This is a genomic window from Methylobacterium sp. UNC378MF, from assembly GCF_900103195.1.
Lineage (GTDB): Bacteria > Pseudomonadota > Alphaproteobacteria > Rhizobiales > Beijerinckiaceae > Methylobacterium.
Genome location: NZ_FMWU01000025.1, coordinates 46,959 through 66,930, shown reverse-complemented (window position 1 = coordinate 66,930; position 19,972 = coordinate 46,959). Strand labels below are relative to the sequence as shown.

Annotated in this window: 17 protein-coding genes; 8 read left to right on the top strand and 9 right to left on the bottom strand. The window is 70.0% G+C overall.

Features of this window, described 5'->3' with window-relative positions:
• Positions 1-50 precede the first annotated feature (50 nt).
• Positions 51-998: an aspartate carbamoyltransferase catalytic subunit gene (locus tag BLT59_RS23455; protein ID WP_091786340.1), complete on the bottom strand. Its 948-nt coding sequence runs from the start codon at positions 996-998 to the stop codon at positions 51-53.
• Between the two features lie 163 nt (positions 999-1,161).
• Between BLT59_RS23455 and BLT59_RS23450 the strand changes: the two genes are divergently transcribed.
• From BLT59_RS23450 to topA, 3 genes are all read left to right on the top strand, one after another.
• Positions 1,162-2,025: a cytochrome b/b6 domain-containing protein gene (locus tag BLT59_RS23450; RefSeq protein WP_091786337.1), complete on the top strand. Its 864-nt coding sequence runs from the start codon at positions 1,162-1,164 to the stop codon at positions 2,023-2,025.
• The gene (locus BLT59_RS23445; protein WP_091786334.1) at positions 2,022-2,954 is read left to right on the top strand and encodes a molybdopterin-dependent oxidoreductase; all 933 of its coding nucleotides are present in this window, start codon (positions 2,022-2,024) and stop codon (positions 2,952-2,954) included. The genes BLT59_RS23450 and BLT59_RS23445 overlap by 4 nt, the downstream gene beginning before the upstream one ends.
• A gap of 162 nt (positions 2,955-3,116) precedes the next feature.
• Positions 3,117-5,801 carry a type I DNA topoisomerase gene (topA, locus tag BLT59_RS23440; protein ID WP_091786331.1) on the top strand — a complete coding sequence of 895 codons (2,685 nt, stop codon included), beginning with the start codon at positions 3,117-3,119 and terminating at the stop codon, positions 5,799-5,801.
• 185 nt (positions 5,802-5,986) lie between these two features.
• Here topA and BLT59_RS23435 read toward each other — a convergent pair whose 3' ends face one another.
• A complete protein-coding gene (locus BLT59_RS23435) occupies positions 5,987-6,175 on the bottom strand; it encodes a hypothetical protein (protein WP_091786328.1) in 189 nt (62 codons plus the stop codon).
• Positions 6,176-6,534: 359 nt separating this feature from the next.
• Here BLT59_RS23435 and parE point away from each other — a divergent pair, with 359 nt between their 5' ends.
• Entirely contained in the window at positions 6,535-8,595 is a 2,061-nt protein-coding gene (gene parE / locus BLT59_RS23430) for a DNA topoisomerase IV subunit B (RefSeq protein WP_091786388.1), read from the top strand.
• Between the two features lie 161 nt (positions 8,596-8,756).
• Here the strand turns inward: parE and BLT59_RS23425 are convergent, their stop codons facing one another.
• Together BLT59_RS23425 and BLT59_RS23420 are read right to left on the bottom strand one after the other, a co-directional pair.
• Positions 8,757-9,251: a PRC-barrel domain-containing protein gene (locus BLT59_RS23425; protein WP_091786325.1), complete on the bottom strand. Its 495-nt coding sequence runs from the start codon at positions 9,249-9,251 to the stop codon at positions 8,757-8,759.
• 202 nt (positions 9,252-9,453) lie between these two features.
• Positions 9,454-10,320: an outer membrane protein gene (locus BLT59_RS23420; RefSeq protein ID WP_091786323.1), complete on the bottom strand. Its 867-nt coding sequence runs from the start codon at positions 10,318-10,320 to the stop codon at positions 9,454-9,456.
• Positions 10,321-10,758: 438 nt separating this feature from the next.
• On the opposite strand from BLT59_RS23420, the gene BLT59_RS23415 reads away from it, so the two are divergent.
• From BLT59_RS23415 to BLT59_RS23405, 3 genes are all read left to right on the top strand, one after another.
• Positions 10,759-11,136: a hypothetical protein gene (locus tag BLT59_RS23415; RefSeq protein ID WP_091786320.1), complete on the top strand. Its 378-nt coding sequence runs from the start codon at positions 10,759-10,761 to the stop codon at positions 11,134-11,136.
• Between the two features lie 220 nt (positions 11,137-11,356).
• A complete protein-coding gene (locus BLT59_RS23410; RefSeq protein ID WP_091786317.1) occupies positions 11,357-12,901 on the top strand; it encodes a DEAD/DEAH box helicase in 1,545 nt (514 codons plus the stop codon).
• A gap of 101 nt (positions 12,902-13,002) precedes the next feature.
• Entirely contained in the window at positions 13,003-14,061 is a 1,059-nt protein-coding gene (locus BLT59_RS23405; protein WP_091786314.1) for a GGDEF domain-containing protein, read from the top strand.
• Between the two features lie 291 nt (positions 14,062-14,352).
• Here BLT59_RS23405 and BLT59_RS23400 read toward each other — a convergent pair whose 3' ends face one another.
• Together BLT59_RS23400 and BLT59_RS23395 are read right to left on the bottom strand one after the other, a co-directional pair.
• Positions 14,353-14,730: a HesB/IscA family protein gene (locus BLT59_RS23400; RefSeq protein ID WP_091786312.1), complete on the bottom strand. Its 378-nt coding sequence runs from the start codon at positions 14,728-14,730 to the stop codon at positions 14,353-14,355.
• Between the two features lie 122 nt (positions 14,731-14,852).
• Entirely contained in the window at positions 14,853-15,836 is a 984-nt protein-coding gene (locus BLT59_RS23395) for a threo-3-hydroxy-L-aspartate ammonia-lyase (protein ID WP_091786308.1), read from the bottom strand.
• Between the two features lie 225 nt (positions 15,837-16,061).
• Here BLT59_RS23395 and BLT59_RS23390 point away from each other — a divergent pair, with 225 nt between their 5' ends.
• Positions 16,062-16,286, top strand: a complete 225-nt coding sequence (locus BLT59_RS23390; protein ID WP_091786305.1) for a hypothetical protein — start codon at positions 16,062-16,064, stop codon at positions 16,284-16,286.
• 46 nt (positions 16,287-16,332) lie between these two features.
• On the opposite strand, the gene lpdA is transcribed toward BLT59_RS23390, so the two are convergent.
• The 3 genes from lpdA to BLT59_RS23375 form a co-directional block, all read right to left on the bottom strand.
• Positions 16,333-17,772, bottom strand: coding sequence for a dihydrolipoyl dehydrogenase (lpdA, locus tag BLT59_RS23385; RefSeq protein WP_091786302.1), 1,440 nt, complete (start codon positions 17,770-17,772; stop codon positions 16,333-16,335).
• The gene (locus BLT59_RS23380; protein ID WP_091786299.1) at positions 17,773-18,243 is read right to left on the bottom strand and encodes an endonuclease domain-containing protein; all 471 of its coding nucleotides are present in this window, start codon (positions 18,241-18,243) and stop codon (positions 17,773-17,775) included.
• 301 nt (positions 18,244-18,544) lie between these two features.
• Positions 18,545-19,972 carry a pyruvate dehydrogenase complex dihydrolipoamide acetyltransferase gene (locus BLT59_RS23375; protein ID WP_091786296.1) on the bottom strand — a complete coding sequence of 476 codons (1,428 nt, stop codon included), beginning with the start codon at positions 19,970-19,972 and terminating at the stop codon, positions 18,545-18,547.

Below are 19,972 nucleotides of genomic sequence, written 5' to 3'. Positions count from 1 at the left end.
AGCCCGCGGGCAAGCGGTGCGGGTGAAGGCCGCCCGGCTTTGTCCGGGGCTCACTCGTTCGGCAGGTGCCGGGACAGCGCCTCCAGCACGGCCATGCGCACGGCGACGCCCATCTCGACCTGCTCGCGGATCAGCGACTGCGCCCCGTCGGCGATGTCCGAGGCGATCTCGACGCCGCGGTTCATCGGTCCCGGATGCATCACCAGGGCGTCGGGCTTGGCCAGCGCCAGCTTCTCGCCGTCGAGGCCGAAATAGCGGAAATACTCCTTCACGGAGGGTACGAACGAGCCGTTCATGCGCTCGCGCTGGAGGCGCAGCATCATCACGATGTCGCAGCCGGCGAGGCCCTTGCGCATGTCCGTGAAGGTCTCGACGCCGAAGCGCTCGATCCCGGCGGGCAGCAGCGTCGAGGGCGCGATCAGGCGCACCCGCGCGCCCATCGCCTGAAGCAGGATGATGTTGGAGCGCGCCACCCGCGAGTGCAGGACATCGCCGCAGATCGCCACCTGCAGGCCCTCGATCCGCCCCTTGTTGCGGCGGATGGTGAGCGCATCGAGGAGCGCCTGGGTCGGGTGCTCGTGGGCGCCGTCGCCGGCATTGACCACCGCGCAATCGACCTTGCGGGCCAGCAGGTGCACCGCGCCGGCCGATTCGTGACGGACCACGATGATGTCGGGCCGCATGGCGTTGAGCGTCGCGGCGGTGTCGATCAGAGTCTCGCCCTTCTTCACCGAGGACGAGGCGACCGACATGTTCATCACGTCGGCGCCGAGCCGCTTGCCGGCGAGCTCGAAGGACGATTGCGTCCGCGTCGAGGGCTCGAAGAACAGGTTGATCTGCGTGCGGCCCCGCAGGGTCGTGCGCTTCTTCTCCACCTGCCGCGAGATGTCGACGGCGGATTCTGCGGCGTCGAGCAGAGCCTCGATGTCGGGCCGGGTCAGGCCCTCGATGCCGAGGAGGTGCCGGTGCGGGAAGGCCGGGGGCGCGGGGCTCGTCATGATGAGGCCCGGGTGTAGGTGCGGCGCGCCCTCCCGGCAAGGCGGGGGGGCGCCTGCGGCCATTTTTCCGGCGGATGGTAACCGGCGCGACCCGCGCCACGTATCTGCCCCAACGGTCGGGATTCGGACGATTCCCGGCGCCGCATGACCGGGATCCCGACGCTTGGCCGCCTCCCCTGCTCTCGAAGCCCCCGAGACCGTCGACCGGCAGGGGCGCCGCTGGTTCTACCGCCATCCGCTGGTGATCCGGCTGGCGCACTGGATCAACGCCGCGGTTCTGCTGGTGCTGCTGATGAGCGGCCTGCAGATCTTCAACGCCCATCCGGCCCTCTATTGGGGCGCGGTCTCCACCTTCGACGATCCGGCGCTGGCCATCACCAGCGAGCAGGGCCGCGACGGCAGGAGCCACGGGGTGGTGACGGTCGGCACGCACAGCCTCGACACGACCGGGGTGCTCGGCCTGTCCCGCGCCGAGGGCGGCACCGAGGTGGAGCGCGCCTTCCCGTCCTGGGCGACCCTGCCGGCCGATCAGGATCTCGCCACGGGGCGGCGCTGGCATTTCCTGTTCGCGTGGCTTCTGGTGATCAACGGGGCGGTCTACCTGCTGTACGGCCTGTTCTCGGGCCAGCTCCGCCGCCGGCTGATCCCGGACGGGGACCAGATCCGCGACTTCGGCGGCTCCGTGAAGGAGCACCTGCTCCTGCGCTTCCCTGAGGGCACGGAGGCCAAGCGCTACAACGTCATCCAGAAGCTGACCTACCTCGTCCTCGTGCTGGGCCTGCTGCCCGCGATGGTGCTCGCCGGCCTCGCCATGTCGCCCGGGATGGACGCCGCCTGGCCCTGGCTGACCGAACTGTTCGGAGGCCGGCAATCGGCGCGCAGCGTCCACTTCATCGCCGCCGGCCTGATCGTGCTGTTCGTGGTGGTCCACGTGCTGCTCGTGCTGGTCTCCGGCCTCGTCAACAACATGCGCGGCATGATCACCGGCTGGTTCAGCCTCGGCCGTGACCGGGAGCACGCCCGATGATCCTCCACCGCCGCAAGCTCCTCACCGGCGGCGCCGGCCTGATGGGCACCGCCCTGCTCGGCGGGTGCGACCGCTTCGCCGGGACCGAGACGGGCCGGCGCACCCTCCAGGTCGGCGAGGACGCCAACCTGTATGTCCAGCGCCTGCTGATGTCGCCCGCCACCCTGGCGCGGGAATTCCCGGCCGCGATGATCTCGCCGTGGTTCAAGCCGAACGGCACCATCGATCCGCCCGACCGCGCCTATCGGGCGCTCGCGGCGCAGAAATTCGCCGCCTTCAGGCTCACGGTCGACGGTCTGGTCGAGACCCCGCTGTCGCTCAGCCTCGCGGACCTGCGCGCCCTGCCGTCGCGGACGCAGATCACCCGTCACGATTGCGTGGAGGGCTGGAGCTGCATCGGGCAATGGGCCGGGGTGCCGCTCGCCGAGGTGCTGAAGCGGGCCGGGCTCAAGCCGCAGGCGCGCTACGCGGTGTTCCACTGCGCCGACACGCTCGAATATGCCGGCAGCCAGGACGGGGCCTTCCTGAGGCCCGGCCACCCGGGCGCGGTGCGCGAGGCCTACGTCCAGCTCGCCGCCGCCGAGGATTGGGGCGGCGCGCCCACAGCCACCGACGCGCCCAAGGACGATTGGGGCCAGGGCAGCGCCGATTCGGAGCCCGAGGATAAGCGCACGCCGATCCGCTACTACGAGAGCATCGACCTCTACGACGCCGTCAACCCGCAGACGATCCTGGCCTACGACCTCAACGGCAAGCCGCTGCCGGTCTCCAACGGCGCGCCCCTGCGCCTGCGGGTCGAGCGCCAGCTCGGCTACAAGCAGGCCAAGTACGTGATGCGGGTCGAGCTGGTGGGGTCGCTCGCCGGGATCGGCCAGGGCGGCGGCGGCTACTGGGAGGATCGCGGCTACGAGTGGTATGCGGGGATCTGAGGCGCCGGCTCGGCCGAACACCCCCGCCATTTGACATCCCGCCGCCCGTGACCCACTTGTCCCCGGCGCGCGGCCCCGGCCCGACGGCGGGCATATGTCCCACGCGAATCTCGAACAGAATTCGTCCGTCGCGCCCAGGCTCCGTCAGGGGCAGAGGTCTGAATGAAAGTCGTCGTCGTCGAGTCGCCGGCCAAAGCCAAGACGATCAATAAGTATCTCGGCCGCGACTATGAGGTCATCGCCTCCTTCGGGCATATCCGCGACCTGCCGCCCAAGGACGGCTCGGTGGATCCCGAGCAGGACTTCCACATGGTCTGGGAGCTGGCCGACCGCGGGGCGAGCCGGGTCTCCGAGATCGCCAAGGCGGTCAAGGGCGCCGACAAGCTGATCCTCGCCACCGACCCGGATCGTGAGGGCGAGGCGATCTCCTGGCACGTCCTGGAGGCGCTCACCGCCCGCAAGGCGCTCAAGGGCATCCCGGTCGAGCGCGTCACCTTCAACGCCATCACCAAGTCCTCGGTCGAGGCGGCGATGCGCAAGCCCCGGGAGATCGACCAGGCCCTGGTCGACGCCTATCTGGCGCGCCGGGCGCTCGACTACCTCGTGGGCTTCAACCTCTCGCCGGTCCTGTGGCGCAAGCTGCCGGGCGCCCGCTCGGCCGGGCGCGTGCAATCCGTGGCTTTGCGCCTCGTGGTCGAGCGCGAGATGGAGATCGAGCGGTTCAAGCCGCGCGAGTACTGGACGCTCATCGCCACGCTGACGACCGCCGACGGCGCGACCTTCGAGGCCCGCCTCGTCGGCGCCGACGGCAAGCGCATCCAGCGCCTCGACGTCGGCACCGGCGAGGAGGCCGCGGCCTTCAGGCGCGACCTCGAACTCGCGACCTTCCAGGTGGCGAGCGTCGAGGCCAAGCCCGCCAAGCGCCACCCGCAGCCGCCCTTCACGACCTCGACGCTGCAGCAGGAGGCCTCGCGCAAGCTCGGCATGGCGCCGGCCCAGACCATGCGGGTCGCCCAGCGCCTCTACGAGGGCGTCGACATCGGCGGTGAGACCGTCGGCATCATCACCTACATGCGGACCGACGGCGTCGACATGGCGCCGGAGGCGATCCAGGACGCCCGCCGGGTGATCGGCAAGGAGTTCGGCGACCGCTACGTGCCGGACGTGCCGCGCAAGTACAGCGTCAAGGCCAAGAACGCCCAGGAGGCCCACGAGGCGGTGCGGCCGACCGACATGGGCCGTCTGCCCAAGATGGTCGCGCGGCACCTGGAGCCCGAGCAGGCCAAGCTCTACGACCTGATCTGGACCCGCACCATGGCGAGCCAGATGGAATCGGCCGAGCTGGAGCGGACCACCGTGGACGTCACCGCGACGGTCGGGCCGCGCCAGATCGACCTGCGCGCCACCGGCCAGGTGGTGAAGTTCGACGGCTTCCTGACCCTCTACCAGGAGGGCAAGGACGACGAGGAGGACGAGGAGAGCCGCCGCCTGCCGCCCATGAAGGCCGGCGACCCGCTCACCCGCGAGCGCATCAGCGCGACCCAGCACTTCACTGAGCCGCCGCCGCGCTATTCCGAGGCGAGCCTCGTGAAGCGCATGGAGGAGCTCGGCATCGGCCGGCCCTCGACCTACGCGGCGGTCCTCCAGACGCTGCGGGATCGCGAATACGTCAAGATCGAGAAGAAGCGGCTGCAACCGGAGGACAAGGGGCGGCTCGTCACGGGCTTCCTGGAGAGCTTCTTCCGGCGCTACGTCGAGTACGATTTCACCGCCGACCTGGAGGAGCAGCTCGACCGCGTCTCCAACGCCGAGATCGACTGGCGGGCGGTGCTGCGCGACTTCTGGCGCGATTTCTCCGCCGCCATCGCCGAGACCAAGGAACTGCGCGTCACCGACGTGCTGGAGGCCCTGAACGGCCTTCTCGGCCCGCACATCTTCCCCGACAAGGGCGACGGCTCGAACCCGCGGACCTGCCCGACCTGCGGCTCCGGCCAGCTGTCGCTGAAGCTCGGCAAGTTCGGCGCCTTCATCGGCTGTTCGAACTATCCGGAGTGCAAGTATACCCGCCAGCTCTCGGCCTCGGGCGTCGACGGCGAGGGGGACGGTTCCTCGGCCGAGGGCGGCCAGCCGGGCGTCCGGGTGCTGGGCGACGATCCGGCGACCGGCCTGCCGGTGACGCTCCGCGACGGCCGGTTCGGGCCGTTCCTGCAACTCGGCGAGGCCTCCACCGAGAAGGACGCCGCGAAGCCGAAGCGCTCGTCGCTGCCGAAGGGGCTCAGCCCCTCGGATGTGGATCTGGAGAAGGCGCTGGCGCTGCTGGCGCTGCCCCGCGAGGTGGCCCGCCACCCCGAGACCGGCGAGCCGATCCTGGCCAATCTCGGCCGGTTCGGGCCCTACGTGCAGCACGGGAAGACCTACGCCAATCTCGGCAAGGACGACGACGTGCTGGAGATCGGCGGCAACCGCGCCATCGACCTGATCGTCGCCAAGGAGCAGGGCGGCGGACGCGGCCGTGCGGCCGCAGATCCCGGCCGGCCGCTCGGCACGGATGCGGCGAGCGGGCGCGACCTCGTGGTCAAGGCCGGCAAGTACGGGCCCTACGTCACCGACGGCGAGGTCAACGCCACGCTGCCGAAGACCATGACCGCCGAGGCGCTGACCCTGGACGAGGCGATCGCCCTGGTGAACGCCAAGCGCGCGGCGGGCGGCGGCAAGCCGGCGAAGCGGGGTGCGGTCCGGAAGACGTCCGCGCGCAAGGCCACCGGCGACAAGCCGGCCGCCAAGAAGACAGCGGCAAAGAAGCCCGCGGCCAAGAAGGCCGCGGCGAAGAAGTCGAGTTCTGGCTGAAGGGGCTCGCTTTCTGCGGTCCGGAGCGGGGCGACGCGGGGATCCCCCGCGCATCCCTCATGCTGCGGCCCCCGATGCGCTCCAGCACCTCGGGATGAGGGCGCGGCTTGGAGATGGGGCTGACGGCCGCGCGCTTCGGGCAGCCTGAAGCGCCTCGCGGAGCCCGATTCGGATCGGAGCGCGGCTCAGACCAGGTAGGTGATCGTCGCGGCCACGGCCGTCGCAAACGTCGCCAGCGCGATCGTGGTGGCGTTCATCAGGACGCGGGCGGGCGGCACGCCGGCCGGGTCGTCGTCGCAGCCGAAGGCGGCGCCGGCCGCGTGCTCGAAGCGGATCAACGTGAGGCGGCGGGCCTCGATCGCGGCGTCGCTCATGGACTGCGGCTCCCTGACCACGGTCAAGATTTATCTCCGCCACCAACGTCGATCGGCCCGTTCTGTTCCGGGCGTCGCCTGTGGATGCCGGGCCGTCGGGTCACGAGAAAGCCTTAACCCATTGTTGTGCAACGTCGTGATGACGGACCGCCCCGCGGACCGGCGTCCCGACACCGCCGCGGCTCTCGCTCGCGGCGGCGCAGCATGCGATGATGCAACCGCGTCGCCGCCGGGCGAACGGCTTTGATGTTTACGTTTTGTTCCGCTATGATGCGGGGATGAAGGCGCATGCTCCACGACCCAAGACACGTCTGCGCGATTCCGAGCCGGCCGACGCGCCGCGCGCGCGGAGGCCGCGCGTGAGCGATCCGGCGCGGGACCTGTTCGGGCCGGGCAGCAAGGGCCCGGCCCCCCGGCCGCCCGAGCCGCGGCGGCGCCTGGACGCCTCGGCGTCGGTGGCGACGCTCGCGGCCGCCGAGCCGGAGGGCGGCTACACCGCCTCCGACATCGAGGTGCTGGAGGGGCTGGAGCCGGTCCGGCGCCGGCCCGGCATGTATATCGGCGGCACCGACGAGCGGGCGCTGCACCACCTCTTCGCCGAGGTGATCGACAACTCGATGGACGAGGCGGTGGCCGGCCATGCCAGCTTCATCGAGGTGGAGCTGGAGGAATCGGGCGCCCTCGTGGTCACCGATAACGGCCGCGGCATCCCGGTCGACCCGCACCCGAAATTCCCCGGCAAGTCGGCCCTCGAGGTCATCATGACCACGCTGCACGCCGGCGGTAAGTTCGACTCGAAGGTCTACGAGACCTCGGGCGGCCTGCACGGCGTCGGCATCTCGGTGGTGAACGCGCTCTCCGACCTGCTCGAGGTCGAGGTGGCCCGCAACCAGACGCTCTACCGCCAGACCTTCTCGCGCGGTCACGCGCAGGGCGCGCTGGAGCTGGTCGGCCGTGTGCAGAACCGGCGCGGCACCCGGGTCCGCTTCCACCCGGACGCCCAGATCTTCGGCTCGCTGAAGTTCGACCCGCGCCGCCTGTTCAAGATGGCCCGCTCGAAGGCCTACCTGTTCGGCGGCGTCGAGATCCGCTGGCGCTGCGCCCCCGCTCTCCTCGCGGGGCTCGAGGACGTGCCGGCCGAGGCGGTCCACCGCTTCCCTGACGGTCTGCGCGACTATCTCGCCCGGGACATCGACGGCAAGGAACTCGTCACCGAGGCGATGTTCTCCGGCAAGATCACGAAGCCGGGCTCGCACGGGTCGCTCGAATGGGCGGTGGCCTGGATGGTCGCCGAGGACGGGATCTCGCATTCCTACTGCAACACGATCCCGACGCCTGAGGGCGGCACCCACGAGGCGGGCTTAAGGGTCGCGCTGCTCCGGGGCCTGCGCGAGCACGCCGAGCGGGTGAACCAGGCCAAGCGCATGACGGCGGTGACCACCGACGACGTCATGGCGACCTGCGCGTCGATGCTCTCGGTCTTCATCCGCGAACCGGAGTTCCAGGGGCAGACCAAGGACAAGCTCGCCACCGTGGAGGCGCAGCGCATCGTCGAGGCCTCGGTGCGCGACGCCTTCGACCATTGGCTCGCCGCCTCCCCGGCCCAGGCCAACAAGCTGCTCGACTGGGTGATCGACCGGGCCGAGGAACGCCTGCGCCGCCGCCAGGAGAAGGAAGTCGCCCGCAAGAGCGCCACCCGCAAGCTCCGCCTGCCCGGCAAGCTCGCCGATTGCTCGGCGGCGGGTACCGCGGGCTCGGAGATCTTCATCGTCGAGGGCGACTCGGCCGGCGGCTCGGCCAAGCAGGCCCGCGACCGGGCGACGCAGGCGATCCTTCCGTTGCGCGGCAAGATCCTCAACGTCGCCTCGGCCTCGCGCGACAAGCTCGGCGCCAACCAGCTGATCTCCGACCTGACACTGGCGCTCGGCTGCGGCACCGGAACGGCCTTCCGCGAGACGGATCTCCGCTACGACAAGGTGATCATCATGACGGACGCCGACGTGGACGGCGCCCACATCGCGTCGCTGCTGATCACGTTCTTCTACCGGCAGATGCCGAAGCTCATCGACCGCGGGCATCTCTACCTGGCGATCCCGCCGCTCTACCGGCTCCAGCAGGGCTCGAAGGTGGCGTATGCCCGGGACGACGCGGATCGTGAGCGGATCATCAAGACGGTGTTCAAGGGCGGCAAGGTCGAGATCGGCCGGTTCAAGGGCCTCGGCGAGATGATGCCGGCCCAGCTCAAGGAGACCACCATGGACCCGAAGAAGCGCACGCTGCTGCGCGTCGCGGTTCTGGACGAGGCCCGGGAATCCACCGGCGACACGGTCGAGCGCCTGATGGGCAACAAGCCCGAGGCGCGCTTCGCCTTCATCAGCGAGCGCGCGGCCTTCGCCGAGGGAGCGGATCTCGACATCTGACGCTTTTGCGCCGGCGCGGCCCAAGCTGCGTCGGCCGGCGGGACCCCGCCGTCCTTGCGAGCGGAGCGAACCAGTCCGGAACGGCGCGACCTTGGTGAACCGGGCGCCGCGAGGCTGCTTCGCTCCGTCCGCAAAGACGGGCGCCGGGCTTCGCTCGCGGCTTATCGAGGCGCCGGGATCACCTTGGCCGGGTCGAAGGGCTTGGCCGCCGCCACCGTGTCCTTGCTCATGTTCAGGACCGCCGAGAACCGGTCACCGCCGGGCCGCAGCACCAGGGCGCCGGGTTCCACGGCGATGAGCTTGCTGCCGAGCCCGAGGAAGCCGCCGACATCGATCACCACGGCCCTCAGCATTCCGCCATCGGTGATCAGGAGGTCGTCGATCTTGCCGACGCTGTCCCCTGCGGCGTTGCGCACCGTCACGCCGATCATCTTCGTGGTCAGGAAGGCGACGGGCTTGAGCCCCTGACGCTTGGCGGCGTCCTCGGCACTCGCCGCCTCCATCAGCCGCCCGACCCCCGTGCCGTCCGTCGCGGTGCCCGGCCCGGTGCCCGGCAGGACCGTATCCTTGCCGATCACGGTGGCGTCCTGCGCGGCCGCAGCTGTCCCCGCCAGAGAGAGGGCGGCGAGCGACAGGAGAAGGATTCGGCTTTTCATGGCTGATCGCTCCGCTGCGCCGGATCCCTTCACGGGATGCCTGTGGGCGCCGCGGTCTCAATCGCGGGTGGCACGCGCGGTTCCAGCCGTCCCTGTCGCACCTGGACCGCCCGGCAGGCCGCCCGAAACGCGGAAGGGCCCGGCCTTGCGGCCGAGCCCTTCCGTTGCGCGGAGCCGGTCAAGCCGGCTCCGGCTCTCGATCTTAGTACGAGCCGAACTTGTAGTTCAGGCCGGCGCGGACGACGGCGAACTCGGTCTTGGCGGCGGCGCCGTTGAGGTAGGCGGTGCCGTTCGGGGCCAGGAGGGTCGGGTAGAACACGCCGCCCGCGGCGTTCTTCTGGCGGTCGAGGCTGACGTACAGGCCTTCGACCTTCAGCGTCACGGCCGAGGAGCGGAAGAAGTTCAGGAACGAGTCGGTGGGCAGGGCGTACTCGACGCCACCGCCGGCGGCCCAGCCGGTGCGGAAGCTGTCGCGGAAGCGGTTGCCGGCGAAGTTCTGGTCGTCCTGGCCCGAGCCGTAGGCGAAGCCGCCGGTGCCGTACACGAGGGTGCGGTCGAAGGCGTAGCCGAGGCGGCCGCGGACGGTGCCGAAGTAGTCGAGGCCGTTGCCGCTGGTGGCGACGAAGGCGCGCGGGGCCGCGAAGGCGAAGCCGGGGACGCCGCCGAAGGCGTAGTTCTGGGTGGCGTTGGCGCGGCGGGCGAAGTCGACGTACTGGGCGTCAGCCTCGAAGCCGATCACGACGCCCGAGCCCGGCGTGAACTGATAGTTGTAGCCGATCTGGGCGCCGCCCGAGAAGCCGTCGTTGTTGCTGCGGTTGTTGACGCTGACGACGCCGGCGGTGCCGGGCGAGTTGATCAGCGAGCCGCCCGGCAGGGCGTAGTTGCTGGTGTTGCGGCTGCTGGCGTCGAAGCCGTAGCCGGCGTTCACACCGACGTAGAAGCCGGTCCAGGTGAACACCGGCACCGGCGTGAACACCGGCGGCGGCGCAGCGCGGCGCGGCAGGTCGGCAGCGGACGCCGTGACGGTCAGGCCTGCGAGGACGGTGGATGCGAGGAGGAGCTTCTTCATGGTGGTGTCGGTCCTGGGGTTAGCTTGAGCCGGCAGCCTTCTAGGCGCTCTCGGATGGCGGGTCTGTCGCTTTCCTGCAACAAGCATCCTCAGATTAGGGACATCCCGTCAACGAAAGATGAAGACTAGCGGACCCAATCCCAAAGCACCCGGCTCGATCGTGCGCCTCGACAGGGCGGGGACAGCTGGAAAGTCTCGGAAGACTAGCTGCGTTGCGCGGTGTGCATATTTCAGGGTGCCGTCGCGGCCCGGATGACATCGACCGAGGTCTCTGGAGGGGCGGGCGATGGCGGGCGTTTTATTCCGGCACAACTTTGGCGAAGGGACGACTCTGTCGTAAGCGGATGGTTAACCATGTCCCCCGACTGTCCTGGGTTGCACGGGGCCTGTTGCGCCGCACACCGGGTCCGGCCTGGCGCCCAGCGGAGAACGCCCCTCATGCCAAGCCGCGACGACCGGAGCCGAACGACTTTCGGCAAGCGCCGGCTCCTGAAGGCCGCTCCCGGGCTCCAGGCTGAACCCTCCATCGAGAGAACGGGCGGTGCCCGGCCGCGCCGGCCCGCCGGCCCCCTGCCCTGGGCGCTGCGGGTGGCAGGTCTGGTCGGGATCCTTGCGGTGACCGCCGCCTCCCAGCTCGCGCGGCTGAACCGGTCCGACGACAGACCGGCTGTCACCGCCCTCGCGGCCGCAGCGCATCCGGCAGAGTCCGGGACCGCCGATCCCGAGACGACCGGGGCCCTCGCGTCGGTGCCATCCGCCCGGTCCACCCGCCTGGATCCCTGCCGCGCGCCCGAGGCCGACCGTCTTCGACCCTGATCGGCGCCGGGTTACACGCTCGATCCCTTGTGCGTGGCCGTGCGCTGCCGGCACCACGAGGCGATTGCGAGATTGACAAGTCGCGCCAAGGCCCTAACTGACAGGGACGATGCGCCCCGCGGCCCCGGGAGCATCCGAGCGCCCCACGCGAGCCTTCCCCAGCCGTTGCCGCGACGGTGTCCTTCGCGCCGGCCGGGCGCGCAACGGTTCCTGAACGCAAATGCCTTTTTCCGACCTGGGACTGAGTGAGAAAGTCCTGAACGCCGTCGAAGCGGCGGGTTACACCGAGCCAACGCCGATCCAGGCGCAGGCCATCCCCCACGTCCTGGCGCGTCGCGATGTCCTCGGCATCGCCCAGACCGGCACCGGCAAGACGGCTGCGTTCACGCTGCCGATGCTGACGCTGCTGGAGAACGGCCGCGCACGGGCCCGGATGCCGCGCACGCTGATCCTGGAGCCGACGCGCGAGCTGGCCGCCCAGGTGGTCGAGAATTTCGACCGCTACGGCACCAACCACAAGCTCAATGTCGCGCTGATCATCGGTGGCGTGTCCTTTGCCGACCAGGACGCCAAGCTGACGCGCGGCACCGACGTGCTGATCGCGACGCCGGGCCGCCTCCTCGACCATTTCGAGCGCGGCAAGCTGCTGCTCACCGGTGTGGAGCTGCTGGTCATCGACGAGGCCGATCGCATGCTCGACATGGGGTTCATCCCCGATATCGAGCGGATCGCCAAGATGGTGCCGTTCACCCGGCAGACCCTGTTCTTCTCCGCCACCATGCCGCCGGAGATCGAGCGGCTGGCGGACATGTTCCTGCACAACCCGCAGCGGGTCGAGGTGGCGCGGCCCGCCTCCACGGCCACCACGATCACGCAGCGCCTCGTCGCGACCGGTGCCGAGGGGCACGCCAAGCGCGAGCGCCTGCGCAGCCTGATCCGCGGCGAGGACGAATTGAAGAATGGGATCATCTTCTGCAACCGCAAGCGCGACGTCGCGCTGCTGCAGAAGTCCCTGGTCAGCCACGGCTTCGACGCGGCGGCGCTCCACGGCGACATGGACCAGCGCGCCCGCACGACGGCCCTCGACGCGTTCCGCAACGGCGAGACCGCCCTTCTGGTCGCCAGCGATGTTGCGGCGCGCGGCCTCGACATCCCTGCCGTCAGCCACGTCTTCAATTTCGACGTGCCGCATCACCCCGAGGATTACGTCCACCGGATCGGCCGCACCGGCCGCGCCGGCAGGAGCGGCACGGCCTACACGCTGGTCGCCCCAGAGGATACACGGTCCCTCGGTGCCATCGAGGCGCTGATCGGCCAGCCGATTCCCTGGCTGGACGGCGACCTGACGACGGTGGCCGAATCATCCGGCGACACCGGCACGCGTCATCGCGGCCGGTCGGGCGAGGGCCGCCGCGGCGCACGTTCCGCGAAGGCCGGTGGCCGGAGCGGCGGCGAGAAGAGCGGCTTCGACAAGGGGGGTGTCGAGAAGAGCGCCCGGAGCACCGGCGAGGCCGAGGAGGTCCGCGAGCGTCCGGCCCGCACACGCGGTGGCCGCGCCGCGCCGCGTCCGGACGACCGTCCCGAAAGTCGCCCTGAGAGCCGGCCCGAGCCGCGCGCCGCACTGCGTTCGACCGGCCGCGGCGGCGTGTCCGCGCGCGAGGAACGTGGGCGCCGGATCGACGCGGATGGGGACACGCCCGTGGGCCTCGGGTCCCACGTTCCGGCATTCCTGCTTCGACCAGTCTTGGCGAAGAAGGATAAGTAACAAAGGTCTCGTCGGGCTTAACTGTCCGGCTACCAGGCTGCCGTATATCAGGTCAGGGCTGCGGCGCATGCGCGCCGGTCGCCCCGGACCACGGGATACGGATGAGCCAGGAGACCTATTCGGACCGCGATCGCAGCTTCGCGTTGGCGAAGCGCAGCCATGATCTGATTCGCGACTACGGACCGTCCGCCACGCCGCGCGCCTACGCCGTCTGGTACGCCTACGTCTCGGGCGAGCTGCCGCTCCTTGCCGATGCGGTGAAGCGCCTGACCACCCAGAACGGCTGCCTCACCGAGAGCGACATCGACGACCTGCACGAGACCTATCTCGACGGGCGTCACCTCGCGAGCACCACCGACGATGTCAGCCGCGTGGTCCTGAGCGAGATCGCCGCCGTCACCGAGATCCTGGACCTGTCCCTGGGGTCGACGGCGCAGTACAGCGAGTCCCTGCGCGGCGTCGCCCAGGACCTGTCTCAGGGCCTCCCGAGCCGGGCGCGGTTCGCCGAGATCGTCGCGACGCTGGTCGCCACGACCCGGGAGGTCGCCGCCAACAATCGGATCCTCGAGGCCCGCATGCGCGAGACGCGCAGCGAGATTGAGACCCTGCGCGAGAAGCTCGAGGCGACCCGCCGCGAGAGCCTGACCGACGCCCTGACCGGGCTGGCGAACCGCAAGCATTTCGAGGAGACGCTGAAGGCCTCCATGGAGGCGGCGCGGGCGCGCACCACGCCCATGAGCCTGATCATCCTCGACATCGACTTCTTCAAGCGGTTCAACGACCTGTACGGTCATCTCACCGGCGACCAAGTCCTGCGGCTCGTGGCGATCGTGATGCGCGAGAATGCCGGGAAGCAGGCGCAGCTCGCCCGGTTCGGCGGCGAGGAATTCGGCATCATCCTTCCCGGCGTCGACCGGGTCGCGGCCAAGCAGGTGGCGGAGACGGTTCGCGCCAGCGTGATGGGCCGCGAGCTGGTCAAGCGCTCGACCGGCGAGTCGCTCGGCAAGGTCACCATCTCGCTGGGGGTCGCGGTGCTGCGCCCCGGTGACACGCCGGCCTCGCTGATGGAAAGGGCCGACCTGTGCATGTTCGCGGCCAAGCGCGCGGGCCGGAACCGCTTCCTGGACGACGCCGCCGAGTCGCTGTCGCAGGTGGCCTAGAGCCGCCCCCCGGCGCGAGTCGCGCCGAGTGCCCGAGCGCAGGGCCGCCGCGCAGACGCTTCACCCCGACTTTCCAGGGGGCTGCAGGCGAGACCGGAACCTGGAACCACTGTCGGTGGAAGATCGTGCCGCGTCGGCGGCTCTCGATTCCGGGCTCTGCTGCGCGGCCCCGGATGGGCGGCGCGGATGACCGCTCGTCGAGCCTCACGAGCGCGAGACCTGCGAAGCTGGACGCTTGCACCGACAGGAGGCGTGGGCCGCCTCCCGTCGCCTCAGCTTCTCCTCGACCCGTCAGGCCTGCGCGGACAGGCGGTCCGCCGAGACCGGCGTGATCGCCACGGACTCGCCGCAGCCGCAGGCCGAGGTCTGGTTCGGGTTGTTGAACACGAACTGCGACGCCAGCTTGTTGGTGGCGAAATCCATCTCGGTGCCGAGCAGGAACAAGACCGCCTTCGGATCGACGAAGACCCGGACGCCGCGATCCTCGACCACGTCCTCGCCGGGCTTGACCGCCTCGGCATATTCCATCGTGTAGGACATGCCGGCGCAGCCGCCGTTGCGGACGCCGACCCGCAGGCCCGCAATCGGCCGGTCGGCCTCCGCCATGATCGCCTTGATCCGATCGGCGGCGCGATCGGTCAGCGAGAGAACCTTGAACCCAGTCGACATCGTCACCCTCCCGCCCAGCCGGGTTCAAGGCCCGGGGACGCGCATTCTGACAGCGACAAGATAAGCATTGGGTTGCGGCCGGTCCACCGCGCCCGGGTCACACCGGCCCCGCAATCGCGGCCTCAGGTCGCCGCGCCGGTGAGCCGCGCGAAGGTGGCGAGATCGACATTGCCGCCGCTGATGACCACGCCGACGCGCTTGTCCCGGACATCCACGAGCCCGTTCAGCACTGCCGCCGCCGCGAGGCAGCCGGTCGGTTCGACCACGAGCTTCATCCGGCTCGCGAAGAACCGCATGGTCTCGACGAGCTGCGCGTCGGTGACGGTAAGGATGTCGGTGACCTGCGCGCGGATGATCGCGAAGGTGAGATCGCCGAGCGCCGTCGATTGGGCGCCGTCGGCGATGGTGCGGGGGACCGGGATCGTGACGATCCGGCCCTCACGGAACGACCGCTGGCCGTCGTCGCCCGCCTCCGGTTCGACGCCGATCACCCGGCAGCCCTGCGACAGCTCCGCGGCGGCCAGAGCGCAGCCCGCGAGCTGGCCGCCGCCGCCGAGGCAGGCCACCAGCACGTCGAGGGGGCCGGCCGTCTCGATCAGTTCCAGCGCCAACGTCCCCTGGCCGGCGATGACGTCGCGATGGTTGAAGGGTGGGATCAGCGTCAGACCGCGGGCCTGCGCGATCTCCCGGCCGAGGGCCTCCCGATCCTGGGTGTAGCGATCGTATAGGACGACGTCGGCGCCGTAGCCCCGGGTGGCGGCGATCTTCGCCGCCGGCGCGTCGCCCGGCATGATGATCGTGGCGGGGGCGCCGAGCAGCCGGCTCGCCAGGGCGATCGCCTGCGCATGATTGCCCGATGAGAAGGTGATCACCCCGCGGGCGCGGGCCGCCTCCGGCAGGGCGCTGATCGCGTTGTAGGCCCCGCGGAACTTGAAGGCGCCCGCCCGCTGCAGGTTCTCCGCCTTGAAGAACAGTTTTCCGCCGGTCATCGCGTCGGCGGTGCGCGAGGTCAGGACCGGCGTGCGGTGCGCGGCGCCCGCGATGCGCTCGGCGGCGCGCGCCACGTCGGCGAAGGTGGGAAGTCCGTCCGTGTCCGCGTCCCGCATCGAAGTCGCACCGTCCCTGTCCGCCGCCCCGCTACCCATAGGGCCGATTGCCTCCGGGCGCATCCCACCCGAGCCGCCCTTCCGAAGCGGAGCCATTCGGCGCTTCACGGATTGTCCCACCGGGGCAAACGTCGCCGGAACGCTGGGGGGCGTGATCGGGATGCTGATGGGATCGACGGACAGGCCGGGGGATCGGGTCCGCCGGCATGCGCCGGGCCGGACCGGATGAGCGCCTGGATTCGAGACCGCCCCTCTGGCGACGGGGTGACCGAGGTCACGTTCCGGGGCCGAGGTCTGGCGCTCCGGTCCGGCACGCGGCTGATCCTGCTCGTCTGCCCGCTCTGCTCGCAGCGCAATGCGCTACACGGGGCCGAGCGGGGCATCTGCGAATGGTGCGCCTACGTGCCGTCGCCGGAGGAGGCGGAGCCGGTGGAAGCAGGGCGGGGGTAGGCCGGGCGCCGCCGACCGGCTGTGGCCGGGCGGCGCGACCCTGTCCCTACGTGTGGATCACCTTGCCGTAGGCGTCGAGCACGCTCTCGTGCATCATCTCGCTGAGCGTCGGGTGCGGGAACACCGTGTGCATCAGCTCCTCCTCGGTGCTCTCCAGGTTCATCGCCACCACGTAGCCCTGGATCAGCTCGGTCACCTCGGCGCCGACCATGTGGGCACCGAGCAGCTGCCCGGTCTTGGCGTCGAACACGGTCTTGATCAGCCCGTCCGGCTCGCCGAGCGCGATCGCCTTGCCGTTGCCCGCGAAGGGGAACCGGCCGACCTTCACGGCAAACCCCTGCTCCTTGGCCTTGGCCTCGGTGAGCCCGACGCTGGCGATCTGCGGCTGGCAATAGGTGCAGCCCGGGATCTTGGCCTTGTCCATCGGGTGGGTGTGCAGGCCCTTGATGGTCTCGATGCAGATGACGCCCTCGTGCTCGGCCTTGTGGGCGAGCATCGGCGGGCCGGCGACGTCGCCGATGGCGTAGAGGCCGGGCACGTTGGTGCGGCCGAGGCCGTCGGTCACCACGATGCCGCGGTCGATCTTCACCCCGAGCTTCTCCAGGCCGATGTTCTCGATGTTGCCGACCACGCCCACCGCCGAGATCAGTTTTTCCGCCGTGATCTGCTGGGTCTTGCCGTCGCCGCCCTCGACGGTTGCGGTGACGGAATTGGCGCCCTTCTCGACCTTCGTCACCTTGGCGCCGGTGAGGATCTTGATCCCCTGCTTCTCGAAGCGCTTGCGGGCGAGGCCGGCGATCTCGGCATCCTCCACCGGCAGGATCTGCGGCAGCAGCTCCACTACGGTCACCTCGGCGCCCATGGTGCGGTAGAACGAGGCGAACTCGATGCCGATGGCGCCCGAGCCCATCACCAGCAGGCTCTTGGGCATCGTCTCGGGGACCATGGCCTCGTAGTAGGTCCAGATCAGCTTCTTGTCGGGCTCGATCCCGGGGATCGCCCGCGGCCGGGCGCCGGTCGCCACGATGATGTGCTTGGCCTGATAGGTGCCCGCGCCCTTGGCGCCCTTCGGCGCCTCGGCGCGCTTGGTCTCCTTGACGGTGACCTGTCCCGGCTGGTTGCCCTTCGCGACGCTGTCGATGGCGGCCTCGCCCCAGATCACGTCGACCTTGTTCTTCTTGAGCAGCATGCCGACGCCGCCGTTGAGCCGGGCCGAGACGCCGCGGGAGCGCTTCACGATGGCGGCGGTGTCGAACCCGACTTTTTCCGCGGTCAGGCCGTAATCGCCGGGATGCTGGAAGTAGTGGAAGATCTCGGCCGAGCGGAGCAGGGCCTTGGTGGGGATGCAGCCCCAGTTCAGGCAGATGCCGCCGAGATGCTCGCGATCGACCACGGCGGTCTTGAAGCCGAGCTGCGCCGCGCGGATCGCCGTGACGTAGCCGCCGGGCCCGGCGCCGATGATGAGGACGTCGTAGGTGTCGGACATTTACCTCTCCGCGAACGCCCCTCCCCGTTGTGGGGAGGGGGCTGGGGGTGGGGGTGGCTCCGCCTGGCCGGCTGAATCCGGAAGAGGCGCATCAGATGTGGCCAGGGCCGCGTGGATCGTGTCGAGGACGGTGTCGATCTCCCGCAGGACCATGCGGTTCGAGAAGCGCAGGACGCGGAAGCCTTCGGATTGGAGATAGGCATCGCGGCGGGCGTCGTAGGCTGACCCGGCCTCGAAGCCATGCTGCTCGCCGTCGACCTCGACGATGAGGCGAGCCGACAGGCAGCAGAAATCGGCTACGTAGGGGCCGAGGGCGACTTGCCGGCGGAAATGCGAGCCTTCCACCGGTAGGCGGTGACGCAGGTGCCACCAGAGGCGTTTTTCAGGTTCAGTCAATGCACGACGAAGCTTCTTCGCGTTCGTCTGTGCTCGCGCTGCGACGAAAGTCTTCGGAGGCTCGTTCCACGGCATGGCAGGATGTTCCAAACCAACGAGTGTGCTGTCCGTTGGAGAGGGCGTGCAGGCGATGCGAAGAGCGCCGTAAGCCTTATCGTGAGCCAACCACACCCCTCATCTTCCGCGCGAGCCACTAGAGTATTCACGCATCTCTAGCCGACGCGCGCTCCTCCCCCTTGCGGGGAGGAGTTGGAGGTGGGGGTGGTGCAGACGGCACCGGGGCGCTCCATCCTGCACCACCCCCACCCCTGGCCCCTCCCCGCAAGGGGGAGGGGAAAAGCGCTCCTCCCCACAAGGGGGAGGAGAGAAGCCCTGCTCACACCAGCATGCCCATCGGGTTCTCGATCAGCCCCTTGAAGGCCGAGATCAGCTCCGCGCCGAGCGCTCCGTCCAGCACCCGGTGGTCGCACGACAGGGTGCAGGTCATCACCTGGACCACCGCCGGCGCCCCGTCCTTCACGACGACGCGCTTCTCACCCGCGCCGACCGCCAGGATGCTGGATTGCGGCGGGTTGATCACCGCGGTGAAGTGCTTGATCCCGAACATGCCGAGATTCGACACCGAGGTGACGCCGCCCTGGTATTCCTCGGGCTTCAGCTTCTTGGCGCGGGCGCGCGCCGCAAAATCCTTCATCTCGTTGGAGATGGTCGAGAGCGTCTTCTCGTTCGCCCGGCGGATCACCGGGGTGAACAGCCCGCCGTCGATCGCCACCGCGACGCCGACCTCGGCGTTCTTGAAGCGCAGGATCCGGTCCTCGGCCCAGACCGCGTTGGCGGCGGGCACGCGGGTGAGTGCCAAGCCCATCGCCTTGATGACGAAGTCGTTCACCGAGAGCTTGAAGGCGGGCTTGCCGTCCTTGTCCTTGCCGGCGGAGCCGTTGAGCGTCTCGCGCAGCTTCATCAGCGCGTCGAGCTCGCAATCCACCGTCAGATAGAAATGCGGGGCGACCTGCATCGCCTCGGTGAGGCGCTTGGCGATGGTCTTGCGCATGCCGTCGAGGGGCACCTCCTCGTAGGCGTCCTTGGCGAAGAAGCCCTTGACCTGATCGGTGGTGAGTCCGGCCGGCGCGCCGCCCGCGGGGGCGGCCTTCGGCGCGGGGGCAGCCGCCTTCGGCGCCTCGGCGGTGGGCTGCGCGGCGGCGGGCGCCTTGGTGGCGCCGGAGGCCTTCGCGGCCTGGACGTCGCGGGCGATGATGCGGCCGTGCGGCCCGCTGCCCTGGACGGCGCCGAGATCGACGCCCTCCTGCTTGGCGATGCGCCGGGCCAGCGGCGAGGCGAAGACCCGGCCGCCCGAGCTGGCCTGCGCGCCGGCCTGCGGAGCGCCGCTCGGCTGCGCGCCCTCCGGTGCGGCGTTGACGCGCTCGTACGACATGTGGCCGCCGCCGGGTGTGGTGTTCTGGCCGGCCGCCGAGGCGTCGGCCTTCGGCTCGGGCTTGGGCTCGGCCGCCCCGTTGGAGGCCGCCTTCGGCGCGCCGCCGGCCTGCACGCTCGACGGGTCCTCGCCCTCGGCGGCGATGATGGCGATCAGGTCGTTGACCGGCACGTCCGCGGTGCCCTCGGGCACGAGGATCTTGGCGAGCACGCCCTCGTCGATGGCCTCCACCTCCATGGTGGCCTTGTCGGTCTCGATCTCGGCCAGGACGTCGCCGGACTTGATCGGGTCGCCCTCCTTCTTCAGCCACTTGGCGAGGTTGCCCTTCTCCATGGTGGGCGACAGCGCGGGCATCAGCACGTTGATCGGCAT